21 protein-coding genes are annotated in these 21,633 nt (G+C 65.5%); 19 read left to right on the forward strand and 2 right to left on the reverse strand.

Annotated features, from left to right (window positions below; translation table 11 throughout):
• Window positions 1-91: 91 nt before the first annotated feature.
• Entirely contained in the window at window positions 92-973 is an 882-nt protein-coding gene (gene truB, locus ACEWQ0_RS05175; protein ID WP_476481297.1) for a tRNA pseudouridine(55) synthase TruB, read from the forward strand.
• Between the two features lie 55 nt (window positions 974-1,028).
• Here the strand turns inward: truB and dsbG are convergent, their stop codons facing one another.
• Window positions 1,029-1,874 carry a thiol:disulfide interchange protein DsbG gene (gene dsbG / locus ACEWQ0_RS05180; RefSeq protein ID WP_476484726.1) on the reverse strand — a complete coding sequence of 282 codons (846 nt, stop codon included), beginning with the start codon at window positions 1,872-1,874 and terminating at the stop codon, window positions 1,029-1,031.
• Window positions 1,875-2,069: 195 nt separating this feature from the next.
• On the opposite strand from dsbG, the gene ACEWQ0_RS05185 reads away from it, so the two are divergent.
• From ACEWQ0_RS05185 to ACEWQ0_RS05195, 3 genes are read left to right on the forward strand one after another with little or no spacing between them, the layout of a single operon-like run.
• Window positions 2,070-2,735, forward strand: a complete 666-nt coding sequence (locus tag ACEWQ0_RS05185) for a response regulator (RefSeq protein ID WP_476484727.1) — start codon at window positions 2,070-2,072, stop codon at window positions 2,733-2,735.
• Window positions 2,735-4,087: an ATP-binding protein gene (locus ACEWQ0_RS05190; protein ID WP_476484728.1), complete on the forward strand. Its 1,353-nt coding sequence runs from the start codon at window positions 2,735-2,737 to the stop codon at window positions 4,085-4,087. Before ACEWQ0_RS05185 ends, ACEWQ0_RS05190 begins: the two co-directional genes overlap by 1 nt.
• Window positions 4,088-4,116: 29 nt before the next feature.
• Entirely contained in the window at window positions 4,117-5,313 is a 1,197-nt protein-coding gene (locus tag ACEWQ0_RS05195) for a BaiN/RdsA family NAD(P)/FAD-dependent oxidoreductase (protein ID WP_476481293.1), read from the forward strand.
• A 15-nt stretch (window positions 5,314-5,328) separates the two neighbouring features.
• Here the strand turns inward: ACEWQ0_RS05195 and ACEWQ0_RS05200 are convergent, their stop codons facing one another.
• Complete coding sequence (locus tag ACEWQ0_RS05200) at window positions 5,329-6,180, reverse strand: inositol monophosphatase family protein (protein WP_476481292.1); 852 nt, start codon at window positions 6,178-6,180, stop codon at window positions 5,329-5,331.
• 112 nt (window positions 6,181-6,292) lie between these two features.
• Between ACEWQ0_RS05200 and ACEWQ0_RS05205 the strand changes: the two genes are divergently transcribed.
• From ACEWQ0_RS05205 to ftsA, 15 genes are all read left to right on the forward strand, one after another.
• Window positions 6,293-7,045 carry an RNA methyltransferase gene (locus ACEWQ0_RS05205; RefSeq protein ID WP_476481291.1) on the forward strand — a complete coding sequence of 251 codons (753 nt, stop codon included), beginning with the start codon at window positions 6,293-6,295 and terminating at the stop codon, window positions 7,043-7,045.
• A complete protein-coding gene (locus ACEWQ0_RS05210) occupies window positions 7,017-7,397 on the forward strand; it encodes an MGMT family protein (protein WP_476481290.1) in 381 nt (126 codons plus the stop codon). Before ACEWQ0_RS05205 ends, ACEWQ0_RS05210 begins: the two co-directional genes overlap by 29 nt.
• Window positions 7,398-7,726: 329 nt before the next feature.
• Complete coding sequence (gene mraZ / locus ACEWQ0_RS05215; RefSeq protein ID WP_476484729.1) at window positions 7,727-8,179, forward strand: division/cell wall cluster transcriptional repressor MraZ; 453 nt, start codon at window positions 7,727-7,729, stop codon at window positions 8,177-8,179.
• 5 nt (window positions 8,180-8,184) lie between these two features.
• On the forward strand, window positions 8,185-9,129 hold the full coding sequence (gene rsmH, locus ACEWQ0_RS05220; protein WP_476484730.1) for a 16S rRNA (cytosine(1402)-N(4))-methyltransferase RsmH: 945 nt from the start codon (window positions 8,185-8,187) through the stop codon (window positions 9,127-9,129).
• A complete protein-coding gene (ftsL, locus tag ACEWQ0_RS05225; RefSeq protein ID WP_476481287.1) occupies window positions 9,126-9,392 on the forward strand; it encodes a cell division protein FtsL in 267 nt (88 codons plus the stop codon). Before rsmH ends, ftsL begins: the two co-directional genes overlap by 4 nt.
• Window positions 9,389-11,086 (forward strand): peptidoglycan D,D-transpeptidase FtsI family protein, encoded by a 1,698-nt coding sequence (locus ACEWQ0_RS05230; RefSeq protein ID WP_476484731.1) that lies wholly within the window; start codon window positions 9,389-9,391, stop codon window positions 11,084-11,086. Before ftsL ends, ACEWQ0_RS05230 begins: the two co-directional genes overlap by 4 nt.
• Window positions 11,079-12,536 (forward strand): UDP-N-acetylmuramoyl-L-alanyl-D-glutamate--2,6-diaminopimelate ligase, encoded by a 1,458-nt coding sequence (locus ACEWQ0_RS05235; RefSeq protein WP_476484732.1) that lies wholly within the window; start codon window positions 11,079-11,081, stop codon window positions 12,534-12,536. The genes ACEWQ0_RS05230 and ACEWQ0_RS05235 overlap by 8 nt, the downstream gene beginning before the upstream one ends.
• Entirely contained in the window at window positions 12,533-13,876 is a 1,344-nt protein-coding gene (locus ACEWQ0_RS05240; protein ID WP_476484733.1) for a UDP-N-acetylmuramoyl-tripeptide--D-alanyl-D-alanine ligase, read from the forward strand. The genes ACEWQ0_RS05235 and ACEWQ0_RS05240 overlap by 4 nt, the downstream gene beginning before the upstream one ends.
• Entirely contained in the window at window positions 13,870-14,946 is a 1,077-nt protein-coding gene (mraY, locus tag ACEWQ0_RS05245) for a phospho-N-acetylmuramoyl-pentapeptide-transferase (protein ID WP_476481283.1), read from the forward strand. Before ACEWQ0_RS05240 ends, mraY begins: the two co-directional genes overlap by 7 nt.
• Window positions 14,947-14,951: 5 nt before the next feature.
• The gene (gene ftsW, locus ACEWQ0_RS05250; protein ID WP_476481282.1) at window positions 14,952-16,133 is read left to right on the forward strand and encodes a putative lipid II flippase FtsW; all 1,182 of its coding nucleotides are present in this window, start codon (window positions 14,952-14,954) and stop codon (window positions 16,131-16,133) included.
• On the forward strand, window positions 16,130-17,191 hold the full coding sequence (murG, locus tag ACEWQ0_RS05255; RefSeq protein ID WP_476484734.1) for an undecaprenyldiphospho-muramoylpentapeptide beta-N-acetylglucosaminyltransferase: 1,062 nt from the start codon (window positions 16,130-16,132) through the stop codon (window positions 17,189-17,191). Before ftsW ends, murG begins: the two co-directional genes overlap by 4 nt.
• The gene (gene murC, locus ACEWQ0_RS05260) at window positions 17,188-18,615 is read left to right on the forward strand and encodes a UDP-N-acetylmuramate--L-alanine ligase (protein WP_476484735.1); all 1,428 of its coding nucleotides are present in this window, start codon (window positions 17,188-17,190) and stop codon (window positions 18,613-18,615) included. Before murG ends, murC begins: the two co-directional genes overlap by 4 nt.
• Entirely contained in the window at window positions 18,612-19,541 is a 930-nt protein-coding gene (locus ACEWQ0_RS05265; RefSeq protein ID WP_476484736.1) for a D-alanine--D-alanine ligase, read from the forward strand. Before murC ends, ACEWQ0_RS05265 begins: the two co-directional genes overlap by 4 nt.
• Window positions 19,538-20,275 carry a cell division protein FtsQ/DivIB gene (locus tag ACEWQ0_RS05270; protein ID WP_476484737.1) on the forward strand — a complete coding sequence of 246 codons (738 nt, stop codon included), beginning with the start codon at window positions 19,538-19,540 and terminating at the stop codon, window positions 20,273-20,275. Before ACEWQ0_RS05265 ends, ACEWQ0_RS05270 begins: the two co-directional genes overlap by 4 nt.
• Window positions 20,268-21,497, forward strand: a complete 1,230-nt coding sequence (gene ftsA, locus ACEWQ0_RS05275; protein ID WP_476481277.1) for a cell division protein FtsA — start codon at window positions 20,268-20,270, stop codon at window positions 21,495-21,497. Before ACEWQ0_RS05270 ends, ftsA begins: the two co-directional genes overlap by 8 nt.
• Window positions 21,498-21,633: the final 136 nt, after the last annotated feature.

A 21,633-nucleotide genomic window follows, 5' to 3' on the forward strand; every position in this document is an offset into this window, starting at 1 on the left:
GCACGTCCTGAATACGTCTGTCTTCGTGGTTCTCATGCCTTCTTCGCGCCCTTCGCGTTGAGTGAGTTCAATGGTGATTCAGCAACAAACGATGAGCGCAAACGGGATTCTGCTCCTCGACAAGCCGACCGGCATGACCTCCAACGCCGCGCTGGGGCGGGCCAAGCGGATCATCGGCATCAAGAAGGCTGGCCACACCGGCACGCTCGATCCGATGGCCTCGGGGTTGCTGACGCTGTGTTTCGGTCAGGCCACCAAGGTGGCCGCCTTTCTGCTCGAAGCCGACAAGACTTATGAAGCCGATGTGCGCCTGGGCCTGACGACCGACAGCGAGGATGCCACGGGCGAAGTGCTCGAACGGCGGCCGGTACCGGTGCTGGACGATGTGCGCCTCGACGCCGTGCTGCAGCAATTCCGCGGCCCCATCGAACAGATTCCACCGATGCACTCGGCGCTCAAGCACAAGGGGCGGCGGCTCTACGAGCTGGCCCGCCGGGGCGAGAGCGTGGAACGACCGCCGCGCGCTGTCGTCATCCATGCGCTCGAGCTGCTCGGTCGAGACGAAGACACCCTGCGCCTGAGGGTGCACTGCACGAAAGGCACTTACATCCGATCGCTGGCGCGAGATATCGGCCAGGCACTGGGTTGCGGCGCTCACCTTTCGGGCCTGCGCCGGACAGCTAGCGCGCCGTTCAGCGTCGATGATGCCGTCGCGCTCGAAGCGCTCGAGTCACTGGCCCGCGCCGAGGCGCATGCGCTGATGCTGCCCCCAGATCAGGCGCTGGCGCACTTGCCCGCGGTCGAGCTCGATGACCAGCAGGCGCGCCGCATTGCCCAGGGCCAGCGTCTGGCCCAGCTGCGCCCGGCACACGCAGGGCAGGTCCGAATCTATGGGCCGAGCGCCTTTGTTGGTATCGGCGAGATGGACGGACAGGGCCGGCTCAAGCCGGTGCGGCTGTTTACCGGCGGCTGAGCCTGCCCCGGGCGAGTTTCAGGTCACCGGCCCGGCGCGCACCAGCTGTCCCGGATCAACGATCGTAGCGTTTCAGGCTTGGGTCGTTGACGGGCTGCTTGGGCTGCTGAAAGATCTGTTCGGCGATCACCTGGATGGACTGCATGCCCATCAGACGACGAACTTCACCGTTTTCATCCTTGAAGAAAATGGCCGGCGTAGCCTGGGCGCCAAACTCGTTCATGAGCTGGTGATGTGCCTGCAGGCGCTGCTGCAGCGAGGAGGGAACGGGGTTCAGTGGCTCGACACCGCCACCACCGCGCTTGGTGCTCCTTTCGTGGCGGGTCAGTGCGGCCGCGGGGTCGTCCGACGCCAGGATGGCTGCCGACTTGTTGGTGCTGTCGGGGCGGATGACGCCTACCATGATGTGGCGCAGCTGCGCCTGCTTGCCGACGTATGGGCGAGAGGCTTGCCAGAACGCGCTGCAGTAGGGGCAGTTGGGGTCGGTGAACACGTAGACCACGCGTTCAGCCTCGGCCGAGCCTTCCCGAATCCAGTCGGCGCTTTCCAGTCGTTTCCAGGCCGCTTCAAGGTCGGGTTTTGGCGCGTGATCCCGGAGGTGGCGCTGGGTCAGGTTGTTGCCCTGCCCGTCGATCATCTGCCCGATGATCACGCGGTCGCTGTCGCCGGTGGCGTAAATGGCGACCTGCTGGCCATTGGCCTGCCCCACGAAGCCGCGCAGGCCGTCCGGTGCCGGGAACTCGTCATCGATCTGCAGGCCCCGGGACTCAAGCGCCTGCAGCGCCTGTGGCCAGTCATCTTCGGCGGCGGCGCTGACGTTGATCATCAGCAGAGCCGACCCGATGGCCAGCAGCGATAGTCGGGTCCGGAATTTCATCATCCACTCCTTGTTCATGTTCATGTCCAGGATTTGCCTCAGCCGTGCGGCAGCGCAGCAGGTGCAGTCGGGAACTTCATCGCCGGACCGCAGTCGCTTCAGGCGCAGCGCTGTGGTTGGCCGGGAGCGCAAACCATTGCTCTGGTTGACAGCGTACGCGGTCAGGATTAAGACAGAGTTAACGCCCGGTGGCGCGATGTTGATGAGGAAGGTCTCTGCGTGCACGTCCTGCTGATTGAAGATGACCCGCTGGTCGGCGAAGGAATCGTTGCCGGCCTCGGGCTGAAGGGGTTCGCCGTGACCTGGCTGCGCGATGGTCACCAGGGCCGCCACGGGCTGGAGCAGCCCGGCTTTGATGCCGTGATTCTGGATCTGGCGCTGCCCGGATGTTCCGGGCTGGAGCTGCTGCGCTGGTTCCGGGCACGGGGTGGTGACCGCCCGGTCGTCATTCTGACGGCCTTCGATGATGTCCGCGAGCGGATCACCGGTCTTGACTGTGGCGCTGATGATTATGTGACCAAACCGTTCGATCTGGACGAACTGGCGGCTCGCCTGCGGGCCGTCCAGCGCCGCAGCGGCGGCCAGGCCGTCAGCGAAATTCGCCACGGCAGGCTCGCTTTCGATCCGATCGAACAGCAGGCCATGCTCGAGGGCAGCCGCATCGACCTGTCACGTCGCGAAGCGGCGCTGCTTCACCTGCTGTTGGAAAACCGCGGCAAGGTGGTCAGCTTCGAACGCATCAAGGACTGGTTGTATGGCTGGAGCGAGGGTGTGGAGAGCAACGCCGTGACGGTACACATCCACAACCTCAGGCGCAAGCTGGGACGCGATTTGATTGAAAACGTCCGCGGTCTGGGCTACCGCATTCCCGGGGCCGCCTCCTGATGTCGCTGCGCAAGCGCCTGGTCATCGGCATCGCCGCGCTGCTGACGGTACTTTGGGTCGCCGCAATGGCCTGGTTTCTGGTGCACGTGCGCGCGGAGCTGCAGCAGGTCCTCGATATCCGCCTGGCATCTTCGGCGCGGATGGTGCAGGGCCTGCTTGCCCGTGGCCAGTTCGAGCTGCGCGAACGCGGCATGTCCTGTCCGGTCATCAACACCGAAACCGGCACCGGGGCGCTTCCCTCGCAGTTGACCTGTCAGCTGTGGAGCCTGGAAGGCGAGGTATTGAGCACGTCCGGAGATGCCCCGCCGCTGATCGAGCAGCCACGCGAAGATGGGTTCAGTACCCGCCGGGTCGACGGCGAGCGGTGGCGGGTTTTTACCCTCACCGATCGCATCAGCGGCGTGCGCCTGGCAACCGCCGAGCGTCAGGCGTTGCGCTCCGAGCTGGTGCGCGATGCGGCCCTGGCCGTTTCACTGCCTTTCCTGCTGGTGCTGCCGGGCATGGTGGTTCTGGTCTGGGCTGGCGTAGGCCGTGGGCTGGCTCCGCTGGAGCGTTTGCGCGAATCGATCCGGCAGCGCCATGCCGACGCGCTTGAGGCCCTGCCGGAAAGGGGAGCGCCGCCCGAGGTCGAGCCGCTGGTGGCAGCCCTCAATCGCCTGTTCGAGCGACTGCGATCATCGATCGAGCGCGAGCGCCGCTTCAACGCCGACGCCGCGCATGAACTCAGGACCCCGCTGGCCGGGGTCAAGACTCAGCTTCAGGTGGCACAGGCGGCCGAAGGTGAGGCGCGCAGCCGTGCGCTGTCACAGGCCGAGGTGGGTGTCGACCGCATGAGCAGGTTGGTCGAGCAACTGCTGATGCTTGCACGGGTTGATGCAGACACGGTGCCTGCCGAGGGCGACCATCGGGCCGACGCGGTGAAAGTGATCGCGGCTGTCGCGCGCGAACTCTCATTTCTGATGCAGGCCCGAGACGTGCGCTTGACAACATCCGCTGCGGCGGACTCGATAGCGGTCAACATGCCGGTCGGGCTCTTGCATGTCGCTGTGCGCAATCTCATCGAGAACGCGATTCAGCACAGCCCGAGGGGCGCGCAGGTGCGTTGCGACATTCGCACCGGCGACGACACGGTTGTCATTGATGTCCGCGATCGCGGGCCGGGTATTGCCCCGGAGAATCTGGCGGTGGTGACGCAGCGCTTTCACCGCGCCGGTGAGCCGGGTTCGGGCAGCGGCCTGGGTCTGTCGATCGTGGCCGCCGTCTGCGAGCGTTTCGACTCGCGTCTGGAGCTGGCCAACCGGCCGGCTCCGGGCGGCCTGGCTGCCCGCCTGATCCTTCAGAAACCGGATTGAAACCGCTGCGTCTCGAGTAGAATGCCGCGATGAGCGGCCCCGGGAGCGAGACGAATCACGTTGACGTGTGCATCATCGGCGCCGGTGCAGCCGGCCTGATGTGTGCGCTGGTGGCCGGGCGCCGCGGGCGCTCGGTGCGGGTGGTAGACCACGCCAACAAGGTCGGCAAGAAGATACTGATGTCTGGCGGCGGCCGCTGCAATTTCACCAACATGCATTCCGGGCCCGAGAACTTCCTCTCCGCCAATCCGCACTTCTGCAAGTCTGCGCTCAGCCGTTACACACCGTTTGACTTCATTGCTCTGGTCGACCGCCACGAAATTCCGTATCACGAGAAGAAGCTGGGGCAGCTGTTCTGCGATCGCTCTTCGAAGGATATCGTCCGGCTGCTGCTGGCCGAATGTGAGGCCGCCGGCGTTGAAGTGCGCACCCATTCACCGGTCCACATCGAGCAGCTGGGGCCGCCACATCGGCTCCGCGGTCCGGCTGGTGCGCTGTACTGCGAATCGCTGGTGATCGCCACCGGCGGTTATTCCATTCCGCGCATGGGAGCGAGTGGCTTCGGATTCGACTTTGCCCGCCAGCTGGGGCTGCCAATCCAGCCGACGCGCGCGGCGCTGGTGCCCTTTGTACTCGAAGGTCGCAAGCTCGGGCAGATTCGCGACCTCGCCGGCGTGTCCATGGACAGCCGCAGCAGGGCCGGTAACGAGGAGTTTCGGGAAAACATCCTGTTCACGCATCAGGGGCTCAGCGGGCCGGCCATGCTGCAGACCTCTTCGTACTGGCGCCCCGGCGAGCCCGTCTTGATCGACTTGCTGCCTGATGTTGATCTGGCAGGGCGTTTACGCGAACTGCGGCGCAGTCGCCCCAGGCTGACGCTCAAGAATGCGCTGGCCGAGCTGCTGCCGCGCCGCGTCGCCGAGCGCTGGTGCCAGCTGTGGCTGGCCGACAAGCCCATGGCCGAGGTGTCCGACGTGGATATCGACGATGCCGTCATGCGGCTCAAGCCGTGGCGGGTATGGCCCGCAGGAACCGAGGGTTACGCCACCGCCGAGGTCACTATCGGCGGTGTCGATACCAGCGTATTGTCGTCAAAGACCCTGGGTTGCCGTGACCATCCCGGAGTGTATTTCATCGGCGAGGTCGTCGATGTCACCGGGCATCTCGGCGGCCACAACTTTCAGTGGGCCTGGGCATCGGGGCATGCTGCCGGCCTGGCGGTTTGAGCGGGTCGCCCGGCCTCAGCTACCGGATTCGCCGTCGCCCTCGGCCAGCGCAGTCGCCCCCGACACGCGCGCCTTGATGCTCTCGGTCACGTGCGGTTCGATCGCGGCGCGCATGGAGGTGATCAGCTTGAACGGGGCCGCCAGGATATGGCCGGACTGCAGCCAGCGATCGCCGCCGGTGACATCCATGACCACGCCTCCGGCTTCCTGTACCAGCAGGGCGCCGGCGGCAATATCCCAAGGCTTGAGGTTCAGTTCCCAGTAGCCATCGAGGCGACCACAGGCGACATAGGCCAGGTCCAGCGAAGCGGTGCCGGCACGGCGAATGTCTTCGACGCGGTCGAAGACCGAATCGAACATCGCCTGATAGGCCGTCATCAGGCGTCGCTGGCGAAACGGAAAGGCGGTCGCCACGACCGCCGTGGACAACTCCTTGCGGCCCGACACGCGCATGCGCTGACTGTTGAGAAAGGCGCCCTGACCACGGCTGGCGGTGAACATTTCCTCACGCAGGGGATCGTAGATGACGCCGGCTTCGAGACGGCCCCTGATCTGCAAGGCAATGGAAATGGCGAAGTGCGGGATGCCGCGCAGGTAGTTGCTTGTGCCGTCGATGGGGTCGACGATCCATACGTGATCGCCTTTGCCCGTCCGACCACCTTCCTCGCCCAGGATGACGTGATCACGGTGGTGCCGGCCGATATGCTCGCGTATGACCTGCTCGCAAGCCCGGTCGACCTCGCTGACGTAGTCGTGCCGGGCCTTGCGCTCGATCGGAATGCCTTCCAGGCGCGAGCGATAGCGAAGTGCGATATCAGCGGCCTGACGCGCCGCTTCCGTAGCGATGTTGAGATGCGGATTGGACATTGCAAACAGGTTGAAGTGCCGAGACCACAAGCATAAAGGATTGCTGCCGCTTGTGCGGGCCTGGTGATCAGCGGCAAGACTCGAATACAGGCGCAAAGGTAGAATGTCGCGCATGACAAACCCAGCGAGCAATATCCGGGTTGTGCTGGTGGGCACCACGCACCCGGGCAATATCGGTGCTGCGGCACGTGCGATGAAGGTGATGGGGCTCGATCAGCTCTGCCTGGTGTCGCCGTCACGGTTCCCGTCGGCGGAAGCCATTGCCATGGCTTCCAGCGCGGACGATATCCTGGCTCGTGCAGTCGTGGTCGACAGTTTCATGGAAGCCATTGCCGGTTGCCCGCTGGTGCTGGGCACCACCGCCCGCAAGCGTTCGCTGTCGCAGCCGCTGTTCGACCCGCGCACTGCCGCCGAAAAAGCGGTTCAGGAGGCCGGTCGCCACGAGGTGGCGCTGGTCTTCGGGCGCGAGAAGAGCGGGCTCGACAACGAAGAGATCAGGCGCTGCCACTGGTTGGTCAATATTCCGACCAGCGAGAGCTATTCCTCCATCAACCTCGCTCAGGCGGTCCAGATTCTGGTCTATGAAGTCCATCTGGCGATGATCGGCGGCGGGCCGGGGGAAACGCCACCACCGGACTGGTCCCCGGTCGAGCCCGGGCGTCTGGAGTTCTTCTTCCAGCGGCTGGAAGAGTCGCTGCTGGCGATACGCTTCCTCAACCCCGACCAGCCCAAGCGCCTGATGCAGCGCTTGCGCCGACTCTACCTGCGTGCACGACCCGACGACAACGAACTCAACATCCTCAACGGTATTCTCTCCCAAATCTTGAGTCTTGCGCGTGAACGAACGGACAAACAGGACCCCTGAGCCGGCCGGCGACGAGGACCGCTATCAGCGCATCCGCGACGCGGTTGCCGGCATCCCGCCGGGCTGCGTGCTCAACTATGGCGAGGTGGCCCGCCGCGCCGGCCTGCCGGGCCGCGCGCGCCTGGTTGGTCAGGCGCTCGGTCGTGCGCCGAAAAGGATGGCGCTGCCCTGGCATCGCGTTGTCAACGCCCAGGGAAAAATCAGCTTCCCCGAAGGCAGCGACAAGGCTGCCGAACAGCGCCGGCGCCTCGAGGAGGAGGGCGTCGAGTTCGAAGATGACGCCATCGACCTCGAGCGTTTCAGCCCGGAACGCGCGCTCGATCGCATGCTCTGGGGGCCGGGGGCGGAGTGACTGGATCGCGGTCGGGGGATCACCCCGCCCCGGTTTCCAATGCCGCTTCCGTCAGTATCCGAAAGTGCCGTGGTGGTCCGAGGCTCGACTGGCCATCGGCGCAGCAGGGCGCCCGGTTCTTCCCGCATCCACGCCACTGCCGATGATCCGGCATTGCGCATCTGACCATATCCCCGTTTTCGATGCCGGTTTGGCCGTCCACAGGGCCGTTCGGACCTCGCTGCCACGCCGTTGAAACTGCTTGACAGCCGGTATTGCGCCGGATAAGGTGACGGCAAGTGGGAAATTGTGGGATTTAGTGGTTTTTTAGTGGAAGCGAGAGCCGAGCCGTGTTTTTTGGTGAAACCGCCATCAATCTGGACGCCAAAGGCCGCCTGGCGGTGCCAACACGGTACCGCGAGGAGCTCGAGGAAGAGTGCGGGAATCGCCTGGTGCTCACTTATTCGGCTTTCGACGCCGGTTGCCTCTGGCTTTATCCCTACCCGGAGTGGGAGCGGATCCGCGACGAGGTGATGGGTCTTTCCACTTTCAACGCCAGCCACCGCAGTCTGCAGCGTCGGCTGGTGGGCTCGGCCACCCAGTTCGAGCTGGACTCCAATTCCCGAATTCTGTTGCCGCTCACGCTCCGGCAGGTGGCCGGCCTTGAAAAGCGGGCGGTGTTCATGGGCATGGGGCAGCGCTTCGAGATCTGGAACGAAGACATTCTCAATGAGCGCCGGGCCGTCGAAGAACGCGAGATTCAGGATCAGGCGTCGCCGGAAATGGCGCAGCTGGTTCTCTGAAGCCGATGGCAATCAGACATCAACATATACCGGTGCTGCAAGGGCCGGCTCTCGATGCATTGCAGGTGCGTTCCGATGGCATCTATGTCGACGCCACATACGGCCGCGGCGGCCACAGCGCGGCGCTGTTGGAGCTGCTAGGCGAGGAAGGGCGACTGGTGCTGACTGACCGCGACCCACAGGCGATAGCCGACGCGCGCGAGAAATACGCCGACGATACTCGAGTGACGATCCGCCGCGCAAACTTCGCCGAGATCGGAGCTGTCATCGACGCGCTTGACCTGGGCGGGCGGGTCGATGGCCTGCTGCTCGATGTCGGTGTTTCCTCCCCGCAGCTCGATGATCCCGAACGAGGCTTCAGCTTTCAACACGATGGCCCGCTGGACATGCGCATGGACCCCGACAGCGGTGAGCCGGTGGCCGCGTGGCTGGCGCGGGCCGGCGAGACGGAAATCGCCCGGGTCATCAAGGAGTACGGCGAAGAGCGCTTTGCCCGCCGTATTGCCCGCGCGATTGTCAGACGGCGCGAGCACGAGGCCATCGAGCGGACCGCACAGCTGGCGGCAATCGTCAGCGAGGCCGTGCCCGGGCCGCCTTCTCCCCGGCACCCTGCCACGCGCACCTTTCAGGCGCTGCGGATCTTCATCAACGACGAGCTCGGCGCGCTCGAACAGGCGCTCGACGACGCCATTGCGGCGCTCGCGCCCGGCGGGCGCCTGGTGGTCATCAGCTTCCACTCGCTGGAGGATCGGCTGGTCAAGCGCCGCTTTGCCAGGGCCGCCAAGCCGCCGCCGGCCAGTCGCCGTCTGCCGGTGGCGCCGGCGTTTGTCCCCCAGCTGAGGCTGGTCGGCTCGATGGTTCAGGCCGACGAGAGCGAAACCGAACGCAACCCACGCGCTCGCAGTTCGCGTATGCGTGTGGCCGAAAAGACCGCCGGGGAGGCAACATGATTCGCTGGCTGCTGGTGCTGGTGTTGACTGCAGCCGTACTGGGCAGTGCGATCGGCGTGGTCGTGCTGCGCCACGAGTCGCGTCAGCTGTTTGTTGCCCTGCAGAACGCCGAAACCGCACGCGATGCGGCCCGTGTTGAATGGAGCCGGCTGCAGCTCGAGCAGGCCTGGCTGGGTGATGCCGGAAGAGTCGAAAGTCAGGCACGTGAGCAGCTCGACATGGCCACCCCTGAAAACGTCCGCATTCTGGTGACCTCGCCATGAGCCACAAGTCAGCCAGCTCCAGCACGACAAGAGTGTGGATCACGGCCGGGCTGATGCTGCTTGCGGCGGTGACGGTGGTGGCACGCGCAGTCAATCTGCAGGTGATGGAAACCGAGTTTCTGCAGAGCCAGGGGGAAGCCCGCTATCTGCGCGAGGTATCCATTCCAACGGTTCGCGGCAGTATTCTGGATCGCAACGGCGAGCCGCTGGCCGTATCGACGCCGGTCGAGTCGGTCTGGGCACACCCGGGCGAGCTGCTCCAGGCAGCCGATCAGATTCCACGTCTGGCCAGCCTGCTCGACGCCAACGCCGAGAACATGGAGCGACGCCTGACCCAGCGCGCCGGCCGCGAGTTCGTCTGGCTGCGCCGTCAGATCAATCCGGATCTGGCTGAAAAGATCCGTGAGCTGGCCATTCCCGGCGTGTTCCTGCAGCGCGAGTATCGGCGCTTCTATCCCACCGGTGAAGTCAGCGCCCAGGTGCTGGGCTTTACCAACATCGATGATATCGGCCAGGAGGGGCTGGAGCTGGGCTACAACGACTGGCTTCAGGGGCAGCCCGGGGCCAAGCGCGTGATCAAGGACCGCTTCGGCCGCACCGTGCAGAACGTCGATCTGATTCGCGAGGCCAGTCCCGGGCGGGATCTGAAGCTGACCATCGACCGGCGTCTGCAGTATCTCGCCTTCCGGGATCTCAAGTCCCAGGTCATGGAGTTCGAGGCGCGTTCCGGCTCGGTCGTGGTGCTGGATGTCGACAGCGGCGAGATTCTCGCCATGGTCAACTACCCCTCCTACAACCCTAATGCAAGCGCTCGCCATCCGTCCGAAGGCCTGCGCAATCGCGCGCTGACCGACGTGCTCGAGCCGGGCTCGGTGATGAAACCCTTCGCCGTGGCTGCAGCACTTGAAGCCGGGGTCGCCAGCCCCGGGATGGTCGTCGATACCTCGCCGGGCGTGATCACCGTGTCAGGCCACGACATTCGCGACGTGCGCGACTACGGTGATCTGACGGTCGAGCGGATCCTGACCAAGTCCTCCAACGTCGGCGTGGTGCAGCTGGTGCTGTCGATGGACGCCCGTCACCTTTGGAGCATGTACTCACGCTTCGGGTTCGGCGCCGTGGCCGGTACCGGTTTTCCCGGCGAGTCGGCCGGAGTGCTGCGTGACTATGAGCGCTGGCGCAAGCTCGAACAGGCCACGCTGGCCTACGGCTACGGCCTTTCGGTCACGCCCCTGCAGCTGGCCCGGGCCATGGCCGCGATTGCCGACGAGGGGCGACTTCGCCAGCCGACTTTCATCGCCGACGCCAACAATCCGCCGCACTCGGTGCTCGACCCCAACCTGGCTCGCGAGCTGGCGCACATGCTCGAAACCGTGACCGGTCCCGAGGGCACCGGCCGGGCCGGCCGTGTTGAAGGTTATCGGGTGGCCGGAAAGACCGGCACATCGCGCAAGGCGGCAGCCGGTGGCTATGGTGATCGCTACGTAGCCAGCTTTGCCGGGTTTGCGCCAGTATCCGATCCGAAACTGGCGGCAGTTGTCGTCATCAACGATCCTTCCGGCGATCATTATTATGGTGGTCAAGTTGCCGCGCCACTGTTTGCCGATGTGATGGCTGCGGGTCTGCGCCTGTTCAACGTGCCGCCCGATGATCCCGGTCTGCTGATGGCCCGGGTGGAGGAAGCGCATGATTGAGCTCTCGCTCCACCGGCTCCTGGACGGCCTGGCCGAGTCACTGCCGCGCGGGAATCCTGCGGTCAACGGTCTGTGCCTGGATTCCCGGGTACTCGAACCCGGCGACGTGTTCGTTGCCCTCGGGGGCGCGTCCGGCCACGGCCTGCGGTTTTTGCAGCAGGCCCGCGAGCGCGGGGCCGTCGCCGTCGTGCATGATGGCCGCATGGCGGTACCGCCAGGCGTGGAGTTGCCGGTTGCGCAGCTGCCCGAGCTGCCCGCGCATCTGCCCGAGCTGGCGCGCCGCTGCTGGGGTGAGCGTATCGAGGCGCTCGATCTGGTCGCGGTGACCGGCACCAACGGCAAGAGCTCGGTCGCCTGGCTGCTGGCCCAGGCGCTGGACGGCGCCATGATCGGCACGCTGGGCTGGGGCCGGCCCGGGCAGCTGCGAGCCGCCAGCCTGACCACGCCGGATATTTTCAGCGTTTACCGCCAGCTGGCCGCGCTGGCGGCGCGGGGCATCCGAAGCGTGGTGCTGGAGGCGTCCTCTCATGCGCTCGATCAGGGCCGGCTCGAAGGCCTGAAGTTCACCACCACGATTCTTACCTGCCTGGGCCATGACCACCTGGACTACCACGCCGACCTGGCGGCTTATGCGGCGGCCAAGACGCGATTGTTTACTGCCTATCGCAGCGAACGCCAGTTGATCAACCTGGACGACGATTTCGGGCGCTCACTGGCTGATCGGCTGGCCGCAGATGGTCGGGTGATCGGCTATTCGCTGTCGAATGGCGCCGCCGGCTGCGCGCGGGCGAAGTTGCTGCGCGCCGATGCCAGCGGCCTGGAAGCCGATTTCCAGCTGGAGAGTACCCGCCTTGTCGCCCGCTCACGGCTTGTCGGTCGCCTCAATCTGTGGAATCTCCTGATCGTGGCCGCCGAGCTGGCCGCGCGCGGACACGGTGCTGCAGCGATCAGCGAAAAGCTGGCGGCGCTCAAGCCGGTGCCCGGGCGCATGGAGCCGATCGGACGATCGGGCCACCCGCTGGCGCTGATTGACTATGCGCACACGCCCGATGCTCTGGACAACGCGCTTGTGAGCGCGCGCGAGCTGGCCAAGGGCAGCTTGTGGTGCGTTTTTGGCTGCGGTGGCGATCGAGATCGCGCCAAGCGACCGAAGATGGGGCGTCTTGCAGAGCGCCTGGCCGATCACATCGTGCTGACCGACGACAATCCGCGCAACGAGGATGGTCTGGCCATCATTCGCGATATTCAGGCCGGCATGGCGCGACCGCAGCACTCGACCGTGATTCGCGATCGCGCCGGTGCCATTGCCCACGCGCTTGGCCAGGGGCAGGCCGGCGACGTCGTGCTGGTGGCGGGCAAGGGCCACGAAACCGAGCAGGTCATCGGCGATGAACGCCTGCCCTGCGATGACCACGACAGCGTCCGCCAGGCGCTGGGGGTGGCGGCATGATGCGCTTCACTCTCGAGGAGATGGCGGCCATTGCCCACGGCCGGGTCCTTGGCGACAACGTCGAAGTCCAGGGCATGATCCACGACACCCGGCAGCTCGAGGCCGGCCAGATGTTCTGTGCGCTGCAAGGCGAACGTCATGACGGGCATGCCTTTCTGGATCAGGCTCGACAGGCGGGTGCGGCGGCTGCGCTGGTCAGTCGCGACATCGGCGCCAGCCTGCCGCAGCTGCTGGTCGAACACGTGCCTCGGGCCATGGCGCGGCTTGCCCGGGCCTGGCGTGAAAGGCTGGATGTCGGCGTGATCGGCATTACCGGCAGCAACGGCAAGACCACGGTCAAGGAAATGCTGGCTGCCATGCTTGGTCGCCAGGGCCCGGTACTGGCCACGCGCGGCAACTACAACAACGAACTGGGCGTGCCGCTGACGCTGGCGCGCCTCGACGCATCGCACCATCACGCGGTGATCGAAATGGGCGCCAATCAGCCGGGCGACATTGCCATCCTGGCTGAAATGGCCCGGCCCGACGTCGCCGTGGTCACCAATGCCGGGCCGGCGCATCTCGAGGGGCTGGGCAGTATCGAAGGGGTGGCCCGGACCAAGGGTGAACTGTTTTCTGCCCTGCCTGCCGACGGCATCGCAGTGATCAATGCCGACGATGCATTCGCTCCGCTGTGGCGCGAGCTGGCCGGCGATCGGCGCATCATCAGTTTCGGCATGAGCGGCGCAGCCAATGTCTCCGGCGTGCTCGCGCACGGTACCGGCCTGGTCAATACACCGGCCGGCGACTTTCGTTTCGAGCCGAGGCTGCCGGGCCGGCACAACTTCTGCAACGCGCTCGCCGCGACCGCGGTGGCCGTCGCGCGGGGCGTGGCGCTCGCCGCCATCGCCGAGTCGCTGTCGACCATCGAGCCGGTACCCGGGCGCTTGCAGCTTCTCCGCCACCGGCAGGGCTGGCAGCTTCTTGATGACAGCTACAACGCCAACCCGGGCTCACTCCTTGCCGGCCTGCAGGTGCTGGCTGAAATGGAGGCAGAGGAACGCTGGCTGGTGCTGGGTGACATGGGCGAGCTGGGCCCCGATGGTGAGCGCCTGCATGCCGATATCGCCCGTACGGCGCATGAAATGGGCATCAGCCGCCTGTTCACCATCGGTGAGCTGGCTGCGATCAGCTCTTCCGAATTCGAGGGTCGGGCGCAGCACTTCGAGGGTCACGAGGCATTGTTCGAATCGCTGGCCGCGCAGCTTCGGCCCGGCGTGGTCTGCCTGATCAAGGGGTCGCGCTCGATGAGCATGGAGTGCATTGTTGAGCTGTTGCTGGAGGGGGAGATTGCATGCTGACCTGGCTGCTCGATTACGTTTTGATGGCCGACGTTGCGCTGTTTGGCTACATCACTTTCAGAACCATCATGGCCGCGCTCACGGCGATGGTTGTGTCGTTGGTCGTGGGCCCCTTGTTCATTCGCCACATGACCGAGCGCCAGATTGGTCAGCCCATTCGCGAGCTCGGGCCCGAGTCGCATCTGACCAAGGCGGGTACACCGACGATGGGCGGCACGCTGGTGCTGGTGGCGTTGCTGCTTTCGACGCTGCTGTGGGCCGACCTGGCCAACCGCTATGTCTGGATGGTGCTGCTGGTGACCGCGGCCTTCGGCGCCATCGGCTTCGTCGATGACTGGCGCAAGCTCAAGTACAAGAGCAGTGACGGTCTGTCGGCGCGCTGGAAGTACAGTCTGCAGTCGCTGACGGCCCTGCTGGTGGCGATGTTTCTCTATCTCAGCGCCGATGTGCCGGCCAATACGCAGCTGTTCGTGCCCTTCTTCAAGGATGTTGCCGTGCCGTTGGGGTTGGGCTTTATCGCCCTGAGCTATTTCGTGATCGTCGGCTCGTCGAATGCCGTCAACCTCACCGACGGTCTCGACGGCCTGGCCATCATGCCGGCGGTGTTCGTGGCGGTGGGGCTGGGGATATTTGCCTACGCCACCGGGCACACCGTTTTTGCCGATTATCTGGCCCTGCCCTATATTCCCGGCGTCGGCGAGCTGGCGATCTTCTGCGCGGCGCTGGCCGGTGGCGGGCTCGGGTTTCTGTGGTTCAACACGTATCCGGCTCAGGTATTCATGGGCGATGTCGGTGCCCTGGCCGTGGGTGCTGCGCTGGGTGTCGTTGCCGTGGCCGTGCGCCAGGAGATCGTGTTTTTCGTCATGGCCGGCATTTTCGTCATCGAGACCTTGTCGGTCATTCTGCAGGTCGCTTCCTTCAAGCTGACCGGGCGCCGGCTCTTCCGCATGGCCCCGATTCATCATCACTTCGAGCTCAAGGGCTGGCCCGAGCCGAAAGTGATCGTGCGTTTCTGGATCATCTCCGTCATGCTCGTTCTGGCGGGCCTGGCCACGATGAAGATCAGGTGATTGCGATGGCACATGTCAGACAAGCATATCGCGCAACCGATGTCACGCCTCCGACCGATGTCGACAAGGTGGTCGTTCTGTCGACGATCGGACTGCTGGTGGTGGGCGTGATCATGGTGGCATCCACCTCGATTGCCGTGGCCGACAGCTATTCGGTATCGGTCTGGCATTTTCTTGCCAAGCACATGATCTTCATCATTCTGGGCCTGACATTTGCTGCCGTTGTGGCCACCATCGGCACGCGCCGGATGCAGCAGCTCGCGCCGTTGGCCTTTCCTTTGTCGGTGGTGTTGCTTCTGCTGCCGTTTGTTCCGGGGCTGGGCCATGAGGTCAACGGCTCCACGCGCTGGATCAACCTGGGCGTGTCGAATTTTCAGGTGGTCGAAGCGGTCAAGCTGCTGATGATCATGTTCGTGGCCGGCTACCTCGCCAAGCGCCCGGAGCTGGGGCGGGGCAAGTTTCTGGAAACGCTCAAGCCTTTGCTGCTGGTGGGGCTGCTGGCAGCCATGCTGCTCAAGCAGCCCGACATGGGCTCGGCCGTGGTTCTGGGAGCCATCGTCGGCGGCATGATCTGGCTGGCGGGCGCTGCCTGGAAGCATCTGTTCGTGCTCGGGTTGGGCAGCGTGCCGCTGCTGACATTTGCTGCCCTCGAGCCTTATCGCCTCAAACGCGTGATGACTTTCGTTGATCCCTGGGCCGATCCATTCAACACCGGGTTTCAGCTGACCCAGGCGCTGATTGCCGTGGGGCGGGGCCAGATCAACGGCGTTGGTCTGGGCGAAAGCGTGCAAAAGCTTTACTACCTGCCCGAGGCGCATACCGATTTCATCTTCGCGGTGCTGGCCGAAGAGCTCGGCCTCGTCGGTATCGTTTTCGTGCTTGGCTTGTTTGCCCTGCTGGTGGGGCGCATCTTTCTGATCGGCGCGCAGGCGCAGCGCCAGGAGCGACCCTTTTCGGCCTTTCTGGTGTGGGGTATCGGCCTGTGGATCGGCATGCAAGCGCTGGTGAGCATGGGCGTGAACCTCGGCATGTTGCCAACCAAGGGCCTGACGCTGCCGCTGATTTCCGCCGGCGGCAGCAGTCTGATCATGACCCTGGTGGCCATCGGCGTGGTGCTCAAGGTCCACAGCGAGCTGAGCCTGGAGGCGCGCCGGCAACCGCGTCGGCGCCGGGAGTGGCAGGCATGAGTCAGCCGCGCGTGATGATCATGGCGGCGGGCACCGGCGGCCACATCTTTCCCGGCCTGGCGGTCGCCGCGGTGCTGCGTGAGCGGGGTGCCCGGGTGAGCTGGCTGGGTACGTCTTCGGGGCTGGAAAACCGGCTGGTGCCGGCCGCTGGGCTTGCCCTCGAGCGAATCACGATCAGCGGCCTGCGCGGTCGCGGTCTTGCCGGCTGGCTGGCTGCGCCCTGGCGCGTACTCAAGGCCATGAGTCAGGCCCGACGCCTGATTCGCAAGCAGCGGCCTGACTGCGTGCTGAGCATGGGTGGCTATGTGGCCGGGCCCGGTGGCCTGGCTGCGCGCCTGCAGGGCGTGCCGCTGGTGATCCATGAACAAAACGCGATTGCCGGCCTGACCAATCGCTGGCTGCGGCCGCTGGCACAGCGCGTGATGACCGGCTTTCCCGATACGCTTGCGCGCGCGCAGCACGTGGGCAATCCGGTCCGTCGCGAGATCTCCGAGCTGCCCGATCCCGAGCGCCGCTTCGCGCAGCGGCAAGGCCCGTTGCGCTTGGTGGTCGTCGGCGGCAGCCTGGGCGCGCGCGTATTTGCCGAAGTGTTGCCGCAGGCGCTGGCGCGCTTGCCTGAGTCGCGGCGACCGCGGGTACTGCATCAGGCCGGTCGCCAGCTCGAGCATGCTCGCCGAGCGTACCGCCAGGCGGGAGTGCAGGCCGAGGTGGTCGAATTCATTGACGATATGGCCGGCGCCTGGGGCGAGGCCGATCTGGCCATCTGCCGCGCCGGGGCGCTGACCGTGGCCGAGCTGGCCGCCGCCGGGCTGGCGGCCTTGCTGGTGCCGTTTCCTCACGCCGTGGATGATCATCAATACCGCAATGCCCGCTATCTGGTGGACGCCGATGCGGCCTGGTTGCGGCGCGACCACGAGCTTGACGCCGACTGGCTGGTCGAGTTCCTGGGCGAGGCCAGCCGCGCACAGCTGCTGGCGCGCTCGCGCAATGCACGGAGCCTGGCGCGAGGCGCCGCGGCCGAGGCGGTGGCCAGCGCCTGCCTGGAGGTGGCGGCATGACCGCGCGAACGCAGGCTGAGCATCTGATGCATCGCACGCGCCGGATACACCTGGTGGGCATCGGTGGTGCCGGCATGAGCGGCATCGCCGAGGTGCTGATCAACCTGGGCTTTCTGGTAAGCGGATCCGACCTGCAGACGTCGGCCAACCTGTCGCGATTGCGCGCGCATGGTGCCGAGGTCCACATCGGCCACGCCGCTGATCATCTGGGTGATGCCGATGTGGTGGTGGTGTCCGGCGCTGTCCCCGAGGACAACCCCGAGGTGATGGCTGCCCGCGAGCGGCGGGTTCCGGTCATTGCCCGCGCCGAGATGCTGGGCGAACTGATGCGCTTTCGCCAGGGCATTGCCGTGGCTGGAACCCACGGCAAGACAACCACGACCTCATTGCTGGCCACCTTGCTGGCCGAGGCCGGCCTGGACCCGACTTTCATCGTCGGCGGGCTGGTCAACGCTTTCGGAACGGGCGCCCGGTTGGGCGAGGGTCGTTATCTGGTCGCCGAGGCCGACGAGTCCGACGGATCGTTTCTGAAATTGCAGCCGGTGATCTCGGTGGTGACCAATATCGACCGTGATCATCTGGATGCCTATCAGGGCAGTTTCGACCAGCTGCAGCGCGCGTTTCTCGATTTTCTGCACCATCTGCCGTTTTTCGGCGTCGCCGTGCTCTGCATCGACGACGCGCACGTTGCCGAGCTGATTCCCGAAGTCGGACGCGCCGTCGTGACCTACGGGTTCGACGAGCGCGCGGACGCGCGTGCCAGTCGGTTGCGCCAGCAGGGGCGAACCATGCACTTCGATCTGTGGCTGCCTGGCCAGGAAAGCGCTCGCGCCGTCAGCCTTGCACAGCCCGGGCGCCACAACGTACTCAACGCCCTTGGCGCGGCTGCCGTGGCCAGCGAAATCGGCATCGCACCGGAGGTCATCGTGCGTGGCCTGCAAGGCTTTGGTGGCATCGGCCGAAGGTTTGCCGAAATCGGCGCGCTTGAAGTCCACGGTCGCCGCGTGCTCGCCTTCGAGGATTACGGGCATCACCCGACCGAGCTGGAAGCCGTGATCGAGGCCGCGCGCGAAGGCTGGCCGGATCGTCGCCTGGTGCTGTTCTTCCAGCCCCATCGCTATACCCGCACCCGGGATCAGTTCGACGACTTTGTCAGAGTGCTTGCCAGCGCCGATTCGCTGGTGCTGGCGGATCTGTATTCGGCCGGCGAGGAAGCGCTGGCCGGCATCGATTCGGACGCGCTGGCGCGGGCGGTCAAGCGGCGCCGCGAGATACCGCAGCTGCGCGTGGGCGCGGTTGACGAGGCGGTCGATGTGCTGCCGCAGTTGCTTGAAGACGGCGATCTGCTGCTGGTGACCGGTGCCGGCGATGTCGGCCGTCTGGGCGAGCTGTTGCGCCGGCGTTATGCGCAGGAGGCGGCATGAACCTGGGCGACCCGCGCAAGTTCGGACAGGTGGCCCTGGTGGTGGGCGGCGACAGCGGCGAGCGCGAAGTCTCGCTGCGCGGTGGTCGGGCCGTAGCCGCCGCCCTGGAGAAACTCGGCATCCAGTTCAGCGTGGTCGACGGCGCGCGGCGGCTGCTGGAGCACGTGGCGGCCGGCCATTACGACCGCGTGTTCAACCTGCTGCATGGTCGCGGCGGCGAGGACGGCATGCTCCAGGGCGCGCTGCGCATCTACGGCGTGCCGGTTACCGGTTCGGGCGTGCTGGCCTCAGCACTGAGCATGGACAAGCTGCAGAGCAAGCGGGTTTTCGCCGCCTGCGGACTGCCCACACCCGAATGGCGCGTGGCGCATGCTGTCGAAGACGCCGCGGCAATTCTAGAAACGTTGCCGCCGCCGCTGTTTGTCAAGCCGGCGCGCGAGGGCTCGAGCCTGGGCATGAGCCGCGTGCTCGAGCCCGACGAGCTGGCTCCGGCGCTGGAAAAAGCCCTGTCTTACGACACCACGGTGCTGGTCGAACGAATGATCGACGGTTCTGAATACACCGCCGCGATCCTGAATGATCGCGTGCTACCGCTGATCCGGCTGACAACGCCGCGCGAGTTCTACGACTATCAGGCCAAGTACGAGACCGGCGACACCCGGTATCTGTGCCCCTGCGGCCTGGATGCAGACACCGAATCCAGCCTTGCCGGCGTTTGTCTGCAGGCGTTCCAGGTGCTGGGCACCTCGGGCTGGGGGCGGGTCGACGTGATGATGGATGAATCAGGGCAGCCGTGGCTGCTGGAGGTCAACACCACGCCGGGCATGACGGATCATTCGCTCATGCCCATGGCCGCAAAAGCGGACGGAATCGATTTTGAGGAGCTGGTATGGCGGATTCTGGAAACCAGCCTGAGCGCACGATGAGACCGGTGTGGCTGGCAAGCGCCGTGCTGGTCGGTGTGACCCTGCTTGCGGCGCTGTGGCTGCGCTCGGGGCTGATTGGCGGCGAGCAGTGGCCGATTCGCTGGCTGGACGTGGCCGGTGAGCTGACGCGCACCAGCGCCAGCCAGATTCGCGCGGCCGTGGCCGACGAGGCCGGCCAGGGCTTTTTCGCTGCGGACCTGGATGACATACGCGAACGGGTCGAGTCGCTGCCCTGGGTCGCGCGCTCGGAAGTCAGCCGCCAGTGGCCCGACGCTTTGTTGATCGACATTGTCGAGCACCGCCCGATCGCGCGCTGGAATGACGACCGCCTGCTGAGCCAGCGCGGCGAAGTCTTCGCCGTCAGCGGCAGCGAAAGCATGCAGGGGCTGGCGCGCCTGCGCGGGCCGGAGGCGCGCGCCGACGAGGTGCTCGAGCGCTGGCAGGCCTTTCGCAGCCAGCTGGGGCAGATCGGGCGCGATGTCGCCGAGCTGACGGTCGACGAACGTGGCGCCTGGCGGCTGCGGCTCGACAACGGCCTGGTACTGGTGCTCGGCCGGGAGCATGTCGACCTGCGTCTGCAGCGCTACATCAGCGCGCAGCCGGCGCTTTTCGACCTCGAGCGACCGATCCGGATGGTCGACATGCGCTACACCAACGGCCTGGCCGTGCGCTGGGTCGATGTGATCGAAGACAACGACGAAGATTCCGCGGGAGAGCAAACGAGTCATGGCTAAGCGGCCGGACAAATCACTGGTGGTCGGGCTGGATATCGGCACGAGCAAGATTGTCGCGATTGTCGGCGAGGTGCAGTCGGACGGGCAGGTCGAGGTGGTCAGCCTCGGCTCGCATCCCTCACGCGGGCTCAAGCGCGGCGTGGTGGTGGATATCGAGTCGACCGAGCAGTCCATTCAGCGTGCCATCGAGGAGGCCGAGCTGATGGCCGACTGTCAGATTCATTCGGTATTTGCCGGCATCGCCGGCAGCCACATCAGCTCGCTCAACTCGCACGGCGCCGTGGCCATCCGCGACAAGGAGGTCACCGACGGCGACGTCGAACGCGTGCTGGAGTCGGCCCGCGCGGTGGCCATTCCGGCCGATCAGAACATCCTGCACGTGCTGCCGCAGGAATACGTGATCGACTCCACCGACGGCATCCGCCAGCCGGTCGGCATGTCGGGTGTGCGTCTGGAGGCGCGGGTGCATCTGGTCACCGCTGCTGTCAGCGCGGTCCAGAACGTCACCAAATGCGTGGCCCGCTGCGGCCTGCAGGTCGATGATCTCATTCTGCAGCAGCTGGCTTCCAGCCATGCGGTGCTCAGCGAAGATGAAAAGGACCTGGGGATCGGTCTGGTCGATATCGGCGCCGGTACGACCGACATCGCCGTGTTTACCGAGGGCGCCATCCGCCATACCGCCTGCATTCCGATTGCCGGCGACCTGGTGACCAACGACATTGCCGTGGCCTTGCGCACTCCGACCGTGCACGCCGAGGAAATCAAGATCAAATATGCCTGTGCCCTGGAGCAGATGGCGGGCTCCGATGAAACCATCCAGGTACCCAGCGTCGGCGACCGCGCGCCGCGCCGCCTTGAACGTCAGACCCTGGCTCAGGTGGTCGAAGCGCGCTACCGCGAGCTGTTTCACCACGTGCAAAAGCAGCTGCGCCAGTCCGGCTTCGAATCGATGATCCCGGCAGGCCTGGTGCTGACCGGCGGCGGATCGAAGATGGAGGGTGTCGTCGAGCTGGCCGAAGAAATTCTGCACATGCCGGTGCGTCTCGGCGCGCCGCAGCATGTTTCGGGGCTGTCGGAAGTGGTCAACAACCAGATTCACGCCACCGGCGTGGGTCTGTTGATCTACGGCAGCCATGTGGAGTCGCCGCGTCGCACTGGACTGGCGCGCGGCGGAGAAAGCCTCTGGAACCGCATCAAGAACTGGTTTCAAGGGGAGTTTTGATGCCCGCAAGCGATGTGCCTCGGGCAAGGAACGGGAGCGGCACAAAGCGTCCTGCAAGAAGACGCGTGTCGCCATCCCTTTTGAATGCGTTATCCGGAACAACCGGATTTGTTGATCGAATGGCGAGCGAAAGGAG

This window comes from Wenzhouxiangella sp. YN9 (assembly GCF_056324165.1).